At 53.3% G+C, this 14,259-nt stretch carries 16 protein-coding genes; 9 read left to right on the top strand and 7 right to left on the bottom strand.

Annotated elements, in window-relative coordinates; translation table 11 throughout:
* Positions 1-21 precede the first annotated feature (21 nt).
* Genes UC15_RS25125 through ulaA form a run of 6 tightly spaced genes read right to left on the bottom strand, consistent with a single transcriptional unit; the run spans position 22 to position 4,496 of the window.
* On the bottom strand, positions 22-711 hold the full coding sequence (locus tag UC15_RS25125) for an L-ribulose-5-phosphate 4-epimerase (RefSeq protein ID WP_112291904.1): 690 nt from the start codon (positions 709-711) through the stop codon (positions 22-24).
* Positions 708-1,568, bottom strand: coding sequence for an L-ribulose-5-phosphate 3-epimerase (locus tag UC15_RS25130; protein WP_112291906.1), 861 nt, complete (start codon positions 1,566-1,568; stop codon positions 708-710). Before UC15_RS25130 ends, UC15_RS25125 begins: the two co-directional genes overlap by 4 nt.
* A 10-nt stretch (positions 1,569-1,578) precedes the next feature.
* Positions 1,579-2,235 (bottom strand): 3-keto-L-gulonate-6-phosphate decarboxylase UlaD, encoded by a 657-nt coding sequence (locus UC15_RS25135; RefSeq protein ID WP_112291908.1) that lies wholly within the window; start codon positions 2,233-2,235, stop codon positions 1,579-1,581.
* Between the two features lie 25 nt (positions 2,236-2,260).
* Positions 2,261-2,731, bottom strand: coding sequence for a PTS ascorbate transporter subunit IIA (gene ulaC / locus UC15_RS25140; RefSeq protein WP_112291910.1), 471 nt, complete (start codon positions 2,729-2,731; stop codon positions 2,261-2,263).
* A 10-nt stretch (positions 2,732-2,741) separates the two neighbouring features.
* The gene (gene ulaB, locus UC15_RS25145; protein ID WP_013573565.1) at positions 2,742-3,050 is read right to left on the bottom strand and encodes a PTS ascorbate transporter subunit IIB; all 309 of its coding nucleotides are present in this window, start codon (positions 3,048-3,050) and stop codon (positions 2,742-2,744) included.
* A 42-nt stretch (positions 3,051-3,092) separates the two neighbouring features.
* The gene (gene ulaA / locus UC15_RS25150; protein ID WP_112291912.1) at positions 3,093-4,496 is read right to left on the bottom strand and encodes a PTS ascorbate transporter subunit IIC; all 1,404 of its coding nucleotides are present in this window, start codon (positions 4,494-4,496) and stop codon (positions 3,093-3,095) included.
* A gap of 414 nt (positions 4,497-4,910) precedes the next feature.
* Here ulaA and ulaG point away from each other — a divergent pair, with 414 nt between their 5' ends.
* The 9 genes from ulaG to glpD all read left to right on the top strand — a co-directional run bounded on the left by ulaG (position 4,911) and on the right by glpD (position 14,115).
* On the top strand, positions 4,911-5,975 hold the full coding sequence (gene ulaG, locus UC15_RS25155; RefSeq protein WP_112291914.1) for an L-ascorbate 6-phosphate lactonase: 1,065 nt from the start codon (positions 4,911-4,913) through the stop codon (positions 5,973-5,975).
* A gap of 228 nt (positions 5,976-6,203) precedes the next feature.
* Entirely contained in the window at positions 6,204-6,959 is a 756-nt protein-coding gene (gene ulaR, locus UC15_RS25160; RefSeq protein ID WP_112291916.1) for an HTH-type transcriptional regulator UlaR, read from the top strand.
* Positions 6,960-7,043: 84 nt separating this feature from the next.
* Entirely contained in the window at positions 7,044-7,364 is a 321-nt protein-coding gene (gene glpE, locus UC15_RS25165; protein WP_112291918.1) for a thiosulfate sulfurtransferase GlpE, read from the top strand.
* Positions 7,365-7,551: 187 nt separating this feature from the next.
* Positions 7,552-8,742, top strand: a complete 1,191-nt coding sequence (locus tag UC15_RS25170) for a PLP-dependent aspartate aminotransferase family protein (RefSeq protein WP_112291919.1) — start codon at positions 7,552-7,554, stop codon at positions 8,740-8,742.
* A 119-nt stretch (positions 8,743-8,861) separates the two neighbouring features.
* Positions 8,862-9,350, top strand: coding sequence for a helix-turn-helix transcriptional regulator (locus tag UC15_RS25175; protein ID WP_112291921.1), 489 nt, complete (start codon positions 8,862-8,864; stop codon positions 9,348-9,350).
* The gene (locus UC15_RS25180) at positions 9,347-10,615 is read left to right on the top strand and encodes a type II toxin-antitoxin system HipA family toxin (protein WP_112291923.1); all 1,269 of its coding nucleotides are present in this window, start codon (positions 9,347-9,349) and stop codon (positions 10,613-10,615) included. Before UC15_RS25175 ends, UC15_RS25180 begins: the two co-directional genes overlap by 4 nt.
* Positions 10,616-10,723: 108 nt before the next feature.
* Positions 10,724-11,557, top strand: coding sequence for a rhomboid family intramembrane serine protease GlpG (glpG, locus tag UC15_RS25185; RefSeq protein WP_112291924.1), 834 nt, complete (start codon positions 10,724-10,726; stop codon positions 11,555-11,557).
* A gap of 9 nt (positions 11,558-11,566) precedes the next feature.
* A complete protein-coding gene (locus UC15_RS25190; RefSeq protein ID WP_112291926.1) occupies positions 11,567-12,325 on the top strand; it encodes a DeoR/GlpR family transcriptional regulator in 759 nt (252 codons plus the stop codon).
* Positions 12,326-12,603: 278 nt separating this feature from the next.
* Positions 12,604-14,115 carry a glycerol-3-phosphate dehydrogenase gene (glpD, locus tag UC15_RS25195; protein WP_112291928.1) on the top strand — a complete coding sequence of 504 codons (1,512 nt, stop codon included), beginning with the start codon at positions 12,604-12,606 and terminating at the stop codon, positions 14,113-14,115.
* A 61-nt stretch (positions 14,116-14,176) separates the two neighbouring features.
* Here the strand turns inward: glpD and UC15_RS26310 are convergent.
* Positions 14,177-14,259: glycogen/starch/alpha-glucan phosphorylase (locus UC15_RS26310; protein ID WP_157961037.1), on the bottom strand; the 83-nt coding region annotated here is incomplete at its 5' end.

The raw sequence follows: 14,259 nt of genomic DNA on the forward strand, positions 1-14,259 counted from the left end.
TTAATGGCATCTCAATAGCGATTATTTCTGCCCGTAATACGCATCCGGCCCATGCTTTCGGCTGAAATGTTTTTGCAGCAGGTAATCATCCATCGGAGTTTGGTTACGGCGGATGGAACCGGTGATCCACGCCATTTTCGCGACTTCTTCCAGCACCACGGCGTTGTGTACTGCCTGTTCAGGCGTGGTTCCCCAGCAGAACGGACCGTGCTGCGCGACCAGAATGCCGGGCATATGCAGCGGGTCGGTACCGGTCAGCGCAGCGGCGATCACTTTGCCAGTTTCAAGTTCATATTCCCCGTTCACTTCGTGGCGCGACAACGGCCGCGTGCAGGGAATGGCTCCGGCAAAATAATCCGCGTGCGTGGTGCCGAGCGGGGGGATCGCCAATCCGGCCTGCGCCCATGACGTCGCATAAGTCGAATGGGTATGCACGATGCCACCAAGCTGCGGGAAACGGGCGTAAAGTTCGAGATGCGTGGCGGTGTCGGAGGACGGTTTGTAATGCCCTTCCACAACCTCGCCTTGCAGGTTCAGCACGACCATGTCGCTGACCTGCATTGTCTCGTATTCCACGCCGCTCGGTTTGATGACCACCAGCCCGCGCTCGCGGTCAATGCCGCTGACATTTCCCCATGTGAACGTCACCAGACCAAAAGCCGGCAGCGCCATGTTGGCTTCAAATACACGTTGTTTCAGTGCGTCCGTCATGCCATTTCCTCCATGTTCAGCCCGGCTCTTTGCATTTTATCCACCACCCAGGCGCGGGCATTGCGCACTTCCTGTATCGGGTCGGCGGCAGTTTCGCTCCACATTTCGATCAGATACGGCCCGCGATAGCCGCTTTTTTGCAGGGTTTCAAAGCAGCGCTCGAACTCCACCACGCCGCTGCCAAACGGCACGTTTTTGAATACGCCGGGCTGCGTGTCTTTAATATGCACGGCGACGATGTGCCCTGCGCCGCTCGCCAGTTCCATCTGCACGTCGTTGTCCCACGCCGATAAATTGCCAATGTCAGGATAAAGCTGGAACCACGGATTGTTCAGGTAATGCGTGTAGCCGAGCGCTTTGCTGATCGAGTTCATCAGCGGGTAATCCATGATTTCCATCGCCAGCGTCACCTGCGCGCGACTGGCCATTTCGACGGACTCCTGCAAGCCATCGCGAAAACGCTCGCGGGTATGATCGTTGGCCTGCTGGTACCAGACGTCATAACCGGCGAGCTGGATCACGCGGATGCCCAAATCCTGTGCCAGTACGATGGCTTTACGCATAATTTCCAGCCCGTGATTGCGGGTTTCATCGTCTTCTGCGCCGAGCGGGAACCGCCGGTGTGCGCTCAGGCACATCGACGGAATACGGATGCCGGTACGCGAAATCGCATCGACGACTTGCAAACGCTGCTCACGTGACCAGTCAAGCCGCGCCAGCCGGTGGTCGGTTTCATCCACCGACATCTCAACGAAATCGAAGCCCAGCTCTTTCGCCATGGTCAGGCGCGCCAGCCAGTCTTCGCCCGCAGGCAGGGCTTTTTCATAGATACCGAGGGGAACGGCTTTGTGCATCATCTGATGTTCCTTAGCCCCAGAGCTGGCGGATGGATTTTTTGAACTGACGCGCCGCTTCAACCGGATCTTTGGCATCGCGGATACTGCGCCCGGCAATAAATACGTGAACCGGAATGTTTTTAAACAGCGGCAAATCTTCCAGCGCCAGACCGCCTGTGATCGTCACTTTAAAGCCCATGCCGGAAAGGCGTTTGATTGCGGTGATATCGGCATCGCTCCATGCCACACCGGCGGCCTGTGCGTCACGGCTGCGGTGATAAACCACCTGCTGGATACCGGCGTCATGCCATTCCTGCGCCTGTTCCCACGTCCAGTAGCCGGTCAGTTCAATCTGCACATCACCGTTGAATTCCTTCGCCACTTCCAGCGCGCCTTTGGTGGTGTTGATGTCGGCGCAGCAAATCACCGTTACCCAGTCGGCATTGGCTTCAAAACACATGCGCGAGAGTATTTTTCCGGCGTCAGCGATTTTGGCATCGGCCAGCACGATTTTTTCCGGATACAGCGCTTTCAGGTCACGCACCGCGCGCACACCTTCTGCGACACACAAAATGGTGCCGACTTCGATAATGTCGACTTCACTGGCGATCAGGCGCGTGGTTTTGTAGGCGTCGTCCATCGACTGGTTATCCAGCGCCACCTGCAACATCGGTAATGAATGAGTCATAGTGAATTCCTTCTCTGATAATGAATTAGGGAACCGCCGTGGCGGAGGTCAGGTCGATCAAATCCAGCACCTGTTGCGCGGTGGTGCAGGCGCGCAGGCGGTCAAAATTGGCTTCATCATCAAACAGGTTCACCACCTGCATGATGCCCACTTCCTGATGTGCATTGGCATCCACCGCCGCCAGCGTAATGAGGATATCCACCGGATCGTTATCATCATGATTGAACACCAGCGGCGTTTTCAGTGTCACCAGCGCAAAACCGGTTTTGAGAACCCCTTCTTCCGGGCGGCCATGCGGCATCGCCAGACCCGGCGCAATCACGAAATACGGCCCGAACTGTTTCACGCCATCCAGAATCGCCTGGTAATAACGCGGCTCGACCACACCGGCTTCCACCAGCATATCGACGCCAATTTTCACGGCGTCCTGCCAGGTTTCTGCTTCTGCGTTAAGGCGAATCGAGTTGTTTTCAGCCAGCGAATCTCGCAGTTTCATACATCGCTCCTTACTTTTTCAGGTCAGCGGAAAAGTGCGCGTTAATCACTTCCATCACTTTCGGACCGAAGTCTGCTGCCGACAGCATGTTGCGCACGCCGACCACGTATTTGTTGCCACTGACGGTGATTTCATCCGCCACGTGTGTGGAGGCGACAATAATGTCGGCGCCGCTCAGCTCAGATTTGTATTCCCCCACCGCGCAGCTGTTCATGGTGTGATCCACGCCTTCCTGGGTCAGGAACTGGCCGATTTTCATCTTCATGATCATCGAACTGCCCTGCCCGCAACCGCATACCGCCAGAATTCGTACTGTCATGAGAACCTCTTTGTTTGCTGATAAATCATTTATGAGAAGTCATTAGTGAGAAACGGACTGATTAAGCGTTTGTTTTTCAGCATCTTCTTCAGCGCGCAAGGTGCGACCGGCGAAGAACATGTAAAGCAAGGCGATGACCGCAATGATCCCCATAAAGGCCATGCCGAGGCTGAAGAAGCCTTGCATCATTGGTGGGGCCAGAATTGACCAGTCGGCCATGCCCATCCAGGCGCTCAGACCGGTGAGTTTGATGGCCCAGACGCAGCCGAAGATTTCGATCATCCCCATCACCAGACAGATTTTTAGCGCCGCGCGCCAGCCACCGAAGTGGTTGGCAAACACGCCGATGGTGGCGTTTGAGAAGAACATCGGGATGAAGCCGGGAATGATCATGATGGAAGAGCCCATGCCAAACAGAATGGCGACGGCAATCAGCTGGCCGATGGTGCCCCACATAAAGCCCCAGACCACGGCGTTCGGCGCAAAGCTGTAGATAGCCGCGCAGTCGATGGCCAGAACGGCACCGGGAATTAAGCGCTGGGAGATGCCGTTAAAGGCTTCCGTCAACTCAGCGACGAACATGCGCACGCCCTGAATGATGATGAAAATCGCCACCGCAAACATCAGACCGGTTTGCAGGATGTAAATCGTCCAGTGAGTTTTTCCGGCCATCTGTTGCAGGGTATCGAGGCCAAAGGAGCACAGAATAATGCCGAAGAATACGGTCATCACGATGGCCGTAGAGACGATATTGTCGTGGAAGATATTCAGCCAGCCCGGCAATTTAAGGTTTTCAACGCTGTCTTCTTTTTTACCGAGATAGGGCGCGACCTTACAGGCAATCCACGAGGCAAATTGCTGCTGATGACCAATCGAGAAGCCGCTGTTTTCGGTCACGGCCTGCGTCGGTTTGTACATCATGTTCGAGGTGATGCCCCAGTACAGCGACACCAGAATTGCGGTTGACCAGATGGTCGTCCACATCGGGTATCCCATGATGAAGAAGAACACCGCAATCAGCCCCGCCTGCTGAAACATAATGTGGCCGGTCAGCATGATGGTGCGAATGCCGGTAATGCGGCGGAACACCACCATCAGAATATTCAGCGCCAGCGCGATCAGCACCGCATATCCGACCCAGCTGTAGGCCTCGCCCATGCGCTCAACCGTGGCCATCATCGACGCATAGGTGTCTGATATTGCGCCGTTAATGCCATACACTTCTGAAAGTTTTGCCACCACCGGTTTAAAGGTACCGGTCAGAATGCCGGATCCTGCCTGCAGTAACATAAAGCCGATAATGGTTTTGATGGTGCCCTTGATGATCACCGTCGCGCTCTTCCTGAGCAGGATGTAACCGAGCATGGTCACAAGCCCCAACAGCAACGGCGCGTTGGTCATAACCTGATTAAAAAATACGGTGAAGATGGTGTAGAGGAATTCCATAAGACTCTCCGTCTGACCTTGTTTGATCTCTTCAGCACGTTTGTATAGCAAACTCCGCGCTAAACAGTGAGGGACAGATGCACTCTAATGCTCACATCGAATCAGATAAAGATTCATAATGATTATTTGTGAGCAGTCTCGCAAGATATCGTCATGACGTGTCATTGCCACCGCAATGAAAATTCTTATATTTACTATTTATTTCAATACTATAATCATTTTGAAAATAACGGATATCTCGCTAAATCCTTACATCTTCATCCAATCCCGTCGCTATTCCCGCTGAGAAACACATCCTGAAAACCATTGTCATGATGAGTTTTCGATGATAACTTTCTCACAAACAAATCACATATAATCATTAAATGATTTATTGTGACTCTATTTCAAAGCCAACTCAGATGAGGGAATACCATGAGCAAAGTAGAAACGATCAGCCGCGAGTCCTGGATCCTCAGCACTTTTCCGGAATGGGGCACCTGGTTAAACGAAGAAATCGAGCAGGAAAAAGTCGCGCCGGGCACCTTCGCCATGTGGTGGCTGGGCTGTACGGGGATCTGGCTGAAGTCTGAGGGCGGCGCCAATATCTGCGTCGATTTATGGTGCGGCGTGGGCAAGCAGAATCACAGCAGTCCGCTGATGAAAACCGGCCACCAGATGCAGCGCATGGCCGGTGTGAAGAAGCTCCAGCCGAATCTGCGCACCACGCCGTTCGTTCTCGATCCCTTTGCGATCAGGGAGATCGACGCGGTGTTGTCCACTCACGATCATAACGATCATATCGATGTGAACGTGGCCGCCGCTGTAATGCAAAACTGTTCTTCTGAAGTCCCGTTCATCGGCCCGCAAACCTGCGTGGATTTGTGGATGAGCTGGGGCGTGCCTGCCAGCCGCTGTATCGTGATGACACCGGGCAAAGTGGTACGGATCAAAGACGTGGAAATTCACGCACTGGATTCCTTCGACCGCACGGTGCTGATTACCCTGCCCGCGGATCAGAAAGCCGCCGGCGTATTGCCGGATATGATGGATCAGCGTGCGGTGAATTATCTGTTCAAAACGCCGGGCGGAAACCTGTATCACAGCGGCGATTCACACTATTCCAACTATTACGCCAAACACGGCAACGAGTATCAGATTGACGTGGCGCTCGGCTCTTATGGCGAGAACCCGCGCGGCGTGACCGACAAAATGACCAGCGTGGATATGCTGCGCATGGCGGAATCACTGAACACCAAAGTCGTTATTCCGTTCCATCACGATATCTGGTCGAATTTCCAGGCCGATCCGCAGGAAATCCGGGTGCTGTGGGAGATGAAAAAAGATCGCCTGAAATACGGCTTCAAACCGTTTATCTGGCAGGTTGGCGGCAAATTCACCTATCCGGATGATAAGGATAATTTCGAATATCATTATCCGCGTGGCTTTGACGACTGCTTTACGACAGAAACCGACCTGCCGTTTAAATCCTTCTTATAAATACCCGTCATACTTCAAGTTGCAGATGCGTTGACTGCGCTCACTCCCCCCGGTCACTTAGTTAACTAAGCTCCCGGGGCTTCCTGAGATTGTCGCCTTGCTGCAACTCGAATTATTTAGGGTATTGATTGAGGTCGATTAATTTGCGCCTTCATAAACAATGCATTTCGCATTACTGCTCGTTTATAATCATGGAATAATCATTTAACGATTTTGCCCGGAGCCACCATGACTGAGCCACAACGCCACAATGCTATTCTCGATCTGCTGCAACGTCAGGGGCAGATTTCCGTCGCTGATGTGATTGATCAGTTTGATATTTCACCCGCTACGGCGCGTCGTGACATCACCAAGCTCAACGAACTGGGCAAACTGCGTAAAGTGCGTAACGGTGCGGAAGCCGTGAATCAGCCGCGTCAGAACTGGACGCCGCTGAACATCCATCAGACGCACAATCTCAATGAGAAAATGCGCATCGCCAAAGCGGCTGCCGGACTGTGCCAGCCGGGTGAAAGTGTGGTGATTAACTGCGGGTCGACGGCGTTTTTACTGGGGCGCGAAATGTGCGGAAAAGATATTCAGGTCATCACCAATTATCTGCCGCTGGCCAATTATCTGATCGAGCAGGAACACGACAGCGTGGTGATCATGGGCGGTCAGTACAATAAAAGTCAGTCAATTACCTTAGCGCCACAGGACGGCGACGCCAGCCTGTATGCCGGGCACTGGATGTTCACCAGCGGCGCAGGACTGACCACTGACGGCCTGTATAAAACCGACATGCTGACGGCGATGGCCGAGCAGAAGATGCTGAATTATGTCGGAAAACTGGCGGCACTGGTCGACAGCAGCAAAATCGGCCAACGTGCAGGTATGCTGTTCAGCCGCACCGAGCAAATCGATGTGCTCATCACCGGCAAAGAAGCCAACAGTGAAATCATCGAACAATTACGCCAGAAAGGTGTGCAGGTGATGCTCGTTTAATGCTTAACCCTGCTTTTCGTCTGGTCTTAGTCGCGCAATTATTGGGTAGAATAGCGGCATAACCTTTTATGAGGCACGACCAGAATGGAACAATTTGAAGCAATCAGCGTTGAACAAGCGCATACCCGCCTGACTTCAGGCGACGCCGTGATGGTCGATATCCGCGACCCGCAAAGCTTCGGCGCAGCACATGCCCCGGGCGCTTATCACCTGAGCAATGACAGCCTGCCCGCCTTTATTCAGCAGGCCGATGCCAAAACGCCGGTACTGGTGATGTGCTATCACGGCATCAGCAGCCGTGGCGCCGCGCAATTCCTGATTTCTCAGGGTTTCGAGTCGGTGTACAGCGTTGACGGCGGTTTCGAAGCCTGGTCAAAAACCTTCCCGCAAGATATCGAAGCCTGATCCCACCTTTATTTGCCTCCGGCGCAGGCTATAGTCTTTATTAACTGGCTCTTTATAAACCGGGTCGTTTTAACCCAGGTCTTTATAACCAGGCTAATGAGTTTGCGCCGAAAATGTTCTTAAGCTGAAAAAGCTACCTTTCTCCAGTGTTGATATAATTTCTGCCTACTATCGACAGGATTCCAAGATGAAACATCTGAACACTTCACGTTCTTTAGGGATGCGTACGCTCGCCGTTCATGGCGGACAGCAGCCTGATGCCCTGACCGGCGCGATTGCGACACCCATCACCGCCGCATCGGCATTTTCGTACCCGGACTTTGACAGCGGCGCACGTCGTTTCAGCGGTGAAGAGCCCGGCTATATTTACAGCCGTTTCGCCAATCCGACGGTGGCCGTTTTCGAACAGAAACTGGCGGCACTCGAAGGCGCAGAAACCGCCGTGGCCTGCGCAAGTGGTATGGCGGCGATCAGCGCCACATTGTTTGCCCTGCTGGTTCCCGGCGATGAAATCATTCATATCGGCACGCTGTACGGCGGCACCGAAGGTGTGGTGCGCAACCTGTTGCCGCGTTATGGCATCAAACCGGTTCACGTCACGAATGTGAACGAACTGGAAGCGGCATTCACCAAAAATACCAAAGTGGTGCTGGTGGAAACACCGGCTAACCCGGGGCTGGATATCGCCGATCTGGCAGAAATTGCCCGCCTTGCCAAAGCCGCCGGTGCAGTCAGTGTGGCAGATAATACCTTTGCCACGCCGTACCTGACGCGCCCGCTGGAACTGGGCATTGATATCGTTCTGCATTCCGCGACCAAATACATCGGCGGTCATGGCGATGCGACCGGCGGTGTGGTGGCCGGTCCTGCGGCGTTGATCACGCCAATCCGTACCCTCGGCCTGAAACAGTTCGGCGGAAATCTGAGTCCGTTCGAAGCCAGTTTGCTGATCCGCGGACTGAAAACCTTGCCGCTGCGCGTCGAGGCCAGTTCTCTGAGCGCGCAGGCAGTCGCGGAATTCCTTGACGGGCACAGTGCAGTAGACACCGTGTTTTATCCGGGACTGAAACAGCATCCGGGACACGCTACGGCGTCGAAACAAATGAAACTGTTTGGCGGGATTATGGCCATTGAGCTGAAAGGCGGGCTGAACGCGGCACGAACTTTCCTCGATAAGCTGAGCATCATCACGCAGGCGGTTTCTCTGGGAGACACCGATTCGCTGGCCTGCCATCCGGCGTCTACCACGCACAGCGCCGTCGCGCCGGAAATCCGCCGTCAGAGCGGTATTACCGACGGACTGGTGCGCATCAGTATCGGTATTGAAGACACCGAAGACCTGATTGCGGACCTGCAACAGGCACTGGAAGGGTTGTAAAAGACCCGGAAATCGCGCTGAGCATCACATCTCCTGCATGCTAAAGTGTAATTATTATGGCGATATTTAGCATATACCGCCATAATACTTTCAGTTTACACTTCACATTGGCTGCTACTATGCCCCGTAAAACGTCACCTTTGCTCCCGGCAACTGAATCGCTATTAACTGAATTTGGCGATCGTCTTCGTCTGGCGAGGCTGCGCCGCAAACTGACGGCAGCACAGGTCGCAGAACGCGCAGGTATGGTTCCCATGACATTGCGCAATCTTGAACGCGGCAACACAGGCGTCACTCTCGGTGCGTGTCTGGCGGTAATGCAGGTTCTGGGCGTAGAACAAGATCTCAATTTGTTGCTCAAAGATGATCCGTTCGGCCGCCAGTTACAGGACGCCACATTAATTCCCCGTAAACCCATCTCACGCAATTCCCGTTCAAAACGGACGCCTTCATCTGCGCCCTCAGAGAGTCCTTCTTTAAAATCTGAGGAAACGGATACCGAAACTGACTGGGCCAGGGATGATTTTTTAAGTGCCGGTTCATTAGCGTCACTGCTTCAGGAGGGTGAAGATACCGGTAAAAAACCCCCTAAAAGGACGAAGAAATGACGGTAAGGATTGCCGTATATGCCGACTGGAACCCCCTCCCTGCAGCTTTGCGCATCGGTTATCTCAATGTGCATCAGGCCGCAGGTCGTGAAATTTTTGCCTTTGAATATGATCAGGCTGCGCTGGAGCATCCTGATTTTGCCAATCTTCAGCTTGATCCACGGATAGGTTTATTCACTGGCCCCCAATATCCGGCACAAGGGCAGGATATTTTTGGTGCCTTCGCGGATACCAGTCCGGATCGCTGGGGACGGTTGTTGATGAAAAGACGGCTGGAACGGGAAAAACGCGCAGGCGTGGCCCCTGCAACTCAACGTCTGCATGAATCTGATTACCTGCTGGGCGTTCATGACAATTTTCGTATCGGCGCGCTGCGTTTTCGGCTCAATGATGAAGGCAATTTTCTGGATGACCGTCATGATGTCGCGGCTCCTCCTTTCATTCAGATTCGCGAACTCGAAGCCGCCAGCCGGGCGCTGGAAAAGGACAGTGAAAATCAGGATGCCGCGGGTGATAAATGGTTACGTTTACTGATTGCACCGGGCGGATCGCTTGGCGGCGCCCGACCGAAAGCCAGCGTCAGCGCACCAGATGGTCATCTTTGGATAGCAAAATTCCCCAGCATTAATGACGAATATGATATCGGCGCCTGGGAACTGGTGGTCAATACGCTGGCAAAAGCTTGTGGTCTGAATGTGCCTGAAAGCCTTGCCCGCCGCTATGCCAATCCTCACCACTGTTTTTTAGTGAAGCGTTTTGACCGGACGGCAGAGGGTCAGCGTAAACATTTTGCCTCGGCCATGACACTGACCGGCCACCAGGATGGCGATGACGCCTCTTCCGGTGTCAGCTACCTTGAGCTGGCAGCGGTACTTATTAATCAGGGCGCACAACCCAATCAGGATTTACGCGAACTCTGGTCGCGCATCGTTTTCAACTTACTGGTATCCAATACCGACGATCATCTGCGTAATCACGGCTTTCTGCTGGAACCAGGAAAAGGATGGCGTCTTGCACCGGCCTACGACATGAATCCGGTGGCACAAAGCACAGGACTAAAACTGAATATCAGCGAATCTGATAATGCGATGGATCTCGATTTAGCGCTTTCCGTCGCGCCAGTTTTTCGCATTTCAGACAGCGATGCGCAGGATATCATCTGGCGCTGCCGGCAAATCGTCAGGCAGTGGCCAACAATTGCCAGCAAAATTGGCCTCTCTGCACGCGAGCAAAGTGCGATGTCGTCAGCATTTAGGTTAGCATGACACTGTTAACCAGACGCCTGCTGACAGATAATCGGGCGATACCGTTATCGCCTGTCTACATAACAATGAATTACCGCAGTCAAACAATTAGGGAAACCGCTTAACGCTATGGTGCGCATTCTAAATCTGAACAATCCCCGTCTCGCTCAGGCGTTTGTCGATTACATGGCAACGCAGGGTTTTACACTGACCATAAAACTTGAAAGTCAGGAAGTTCAGCTCTGGCTGGAAGACGAATCCCGTCTGGAAGAGGCCGAAAAACAGGTCGCGTTGTTTGTCCGCGATCCGCTGCACCCGCGTTATCAGGAAGCCAGCTGGAAAACCGGAAAAGCGCAGCCGCATTTAAAAATGTCGCACACTCCGTTTCTTAAAAGTCTGCGCTCCCGCGCGGGCCCGCTGACCATAGGCATGATTGTGTTATGTCTGGCGGTGTTTATCCTGCAACAAATGGTGGGTGACGAATTAGTGATGAGCTGGCTGGCGTGGCCGGACAGTTCGCGCGTCTTCCAGGTGTGGCGCTGGTTCACGCCTGCCCTGATGAATTTCTCGTTTATCGCGTTACTGATTAACCTCGCCTGGTGGTGGTATCTGGCCAGCCAGATTGAGATGCATCTGGGCAGCGGCAAATTATTCACTGTCACACTGATTTCTGCCTTAATCAGCGGCTGGGGCCAGTCGATGGTCAGCGGCGTCTGGTTTGGCGGATTGTCGGGCGTGGTGTACGCGCTGATGGGTTACGCCTGGCTGACCGGGCAACTGAAACCGGAAAGCCGCTTGTACGTGCCCGGCGGATTGCTGGTTATTTCTCTGATCTTTATGTTCATCGGTTATGCCACAGGTGGCGCAGCCGTGGCTAATGCCGCACACGCCTTTGGACTGGGTCTGGGTCTGGTGATGGCATTTGTTGATACGCGCACTCCGCGCAACAAAAAAAGTAAGTAGGGGATCCGGGTGAAACAAACACAACGCCATGATGCGATTATCGATTTAGTCCGCCAGCAGGGTTATGTCAGTACCGAAGAGCTGGTGGAGCATTTTGCAGTCAGCCCGCAAACTATTCGCCGTGATCTCAATGACCTGGCAGAACAGAATAAAATTCACCGTCACCACGGCGGTGCGGCATTACCGTCGAGTTCCGTGAATGCGGCGTATAACGACCGTAAAGTGATGTGGTCAGAAGCGAAAGCGCGGATTGCCGCGCGCGTTGCCAGCCAGATCCCCGACGGTTCGACTTTATTTATCGATATCGGCACCACGCCGGAAGCCGTGGCACATGCGCTGCTGAATCATAAAGACCTGCGTATCGTCACCAATAATCTGAATGTCGCCACGCTGTACAGTGCGAAAGATGACTGCCGTCTGTTCCTTGCCGGCGGCGAAGTTCGCGCCCGTGATGGCGGGATCATGGGTGAAGCGACGCTCGATTTCATCTCTCAGTTCCGCCTCGATTACGGCATTCTCGGCATCAGCGGCATTGATATGGACGGCTCATTGCTCGAATTCGATTATCACGAAGCGCGAACCAAACGTGCGATTATCGAAAACTCACGCTGCGTCATGCTGGTCACTGACCATTCTAAATTTGGCCGTAACGCCATGGTTAACCTCGGTAAAATGGATTTAATCCACTACATGTTTACCGACAAACAGCCGCCGGACAGCGTAAAAAGCATTATCGATAAATACGACGTTCATCTCGAACTCTGCTGATTGTTGTTTTTTTTAGGAGCGCGAATACCGCGCTCCTGATTTTCTTCTCCCTCCTCTCTTCTCTTTCAAACGAACAATTTCGAAAAATTCCACGCCTCACCGCGTTCGGTTTCGTTCCCTCTTTGCCTTTATGCTCGAAACCGACATAAAAATGTTACCTTCATCACGCATAATTGTTTTTATTTGGTTAACGCTTGGCTTGTTTGTCGATTCTCGATTACAATCATGAGCGAAAACGAACATAAAAGAGCTATTGCGAACATCTGGAGGAAGATGACGTGGAAACCAAAGACTTGATCGTAATTGGTGGCGGTATTAATGGTACCGGCATCGCAGTAGATGCAGCTGGCCGCGGGCTGTCTGTTCTGCTGCTTGAAGCGCAAGACTTGGCCTGCGCGACCTCTTCGGCCAGTTCGAAACTGATCCACGGTGGCCTGCGCTATCTGGAACATTACGAATTCCGTCTGGTCAGCGAAGCGCTGGCTGAACGTGAAGTGCTGTTGAAAATGGCGCCGCATATTGCTTTCCCGATGCGTTTCCGTTTACCGCATCAGCCGCATTTGCGTCCGGCCTGGATGATCCGCGCCGGTCTGTTCCTGTACGACCATCTGGGCAAACGCACCAGCCTGCCGGCCAGTAAGGGCCTGAAATTCGGCAGTGAATCCGTGCTGAAACCCGAACTGACCAAAGGTTTTGAATATTCAGACTGCTGGGTGGATGACGCGCGTTTAGTGGTCGTCAACGCTCAGGAAGTGGAAGAGCGTGGCGGCGAAGTCCGTACCCGCACCCGGGTGACCCGCGCATGGCGTGAAGACGGCATGTGGATGGTGGAAGCCGAAGATATCGACACCGGCAAAACCTATACCTGGCGCGCCAAAGGTCTGGTGAATGCTACCGGTCCGTGGGTAAAACACTTCTTCGACGACGGCCTGAAGCTGAAATCGCCTTACGGTATTCGTCTGATCAAAGGCAGCCATATTGTGGTGCCACGTGCGCACAATCAGCCGCAGGCCTACATTCTGCAAAACGAAGATCACCGTATTGTGTTTGTGATCCCGTGGATGGATGAATTCTCGATCATCGGCACCACCGACGTGGAATATCACGGCGATCCGAAAGACGTGAAAATCGACGATAAAGAAATCGGTTATCTGCTGAAAGTGTATAACGACCACTTTAAGAAACAGCTGACCACCGAAGACATCGTCTGGACTTATTCCGGCGTGCGTCCGCTGTGTGATGACGAATCTGATTCACCGCAAGCCGTGACCCGCGATTACACGCTCGACGTTCACGATCAGGACGGCAAAGCGCCGCTGCTTTCTGTATTTGGCGGCAAGCTGACCACCTACCGTAAACTGGCGGAACACGCGCTGGAAAAACTGGTGAAGTACTATCCGAAAGCCGGTCCGGCGTGGACCAAAACTGCCGTATTGCCGGGCGGGAAACTGAACGGTGACCGTGATACCTACAGCGCCAATCTGCGCACCCGCTTCAAATGGTTACCGGAATCACTGGCACGCCGGTATGCACGGACTTACGGCAGCCAGACGGAGCTGTTCCTGAATGACGCGACCAGCCTGGAATCGCTGGGCGAAGATTTTGGTCACGGGTTCTACGAAGCGGAACTGCGTTATCTGGTGGAAAAAGAGTGGGTTTCACAGCTTGATGATGCTATCTGGCGTCGTACAAAACTCGGTATGTGGCTGGATAAAACTCAGCAACAGCGCGTCGCCGAATGGCTGGAAACACACAAACAGCAGAAAAAACATTTGTCGCTGGCATCTTAAATTAGTTAGCTCCTCCCCCTGCGAAGGGGGAGGAGCTGAAAGTCCCACCGTTATTCCCGCTCTACAACTTCACCGGCTTTATATTCCAAATCTCATCGGCGTATTCCTGAATGGTACGATCCGAAGAGAAATAGCCCATGTTGG

The organism is Rahnella sp. AN3-3W3 (genome assembly GCF_003263545.1).
Classification (GTDB): Bacteria; Pseudomonadota; Gammaproteobacteria; order Enterobacterales; family Enterobacteriaceae; genus Rahnella; species Rahnella variigena.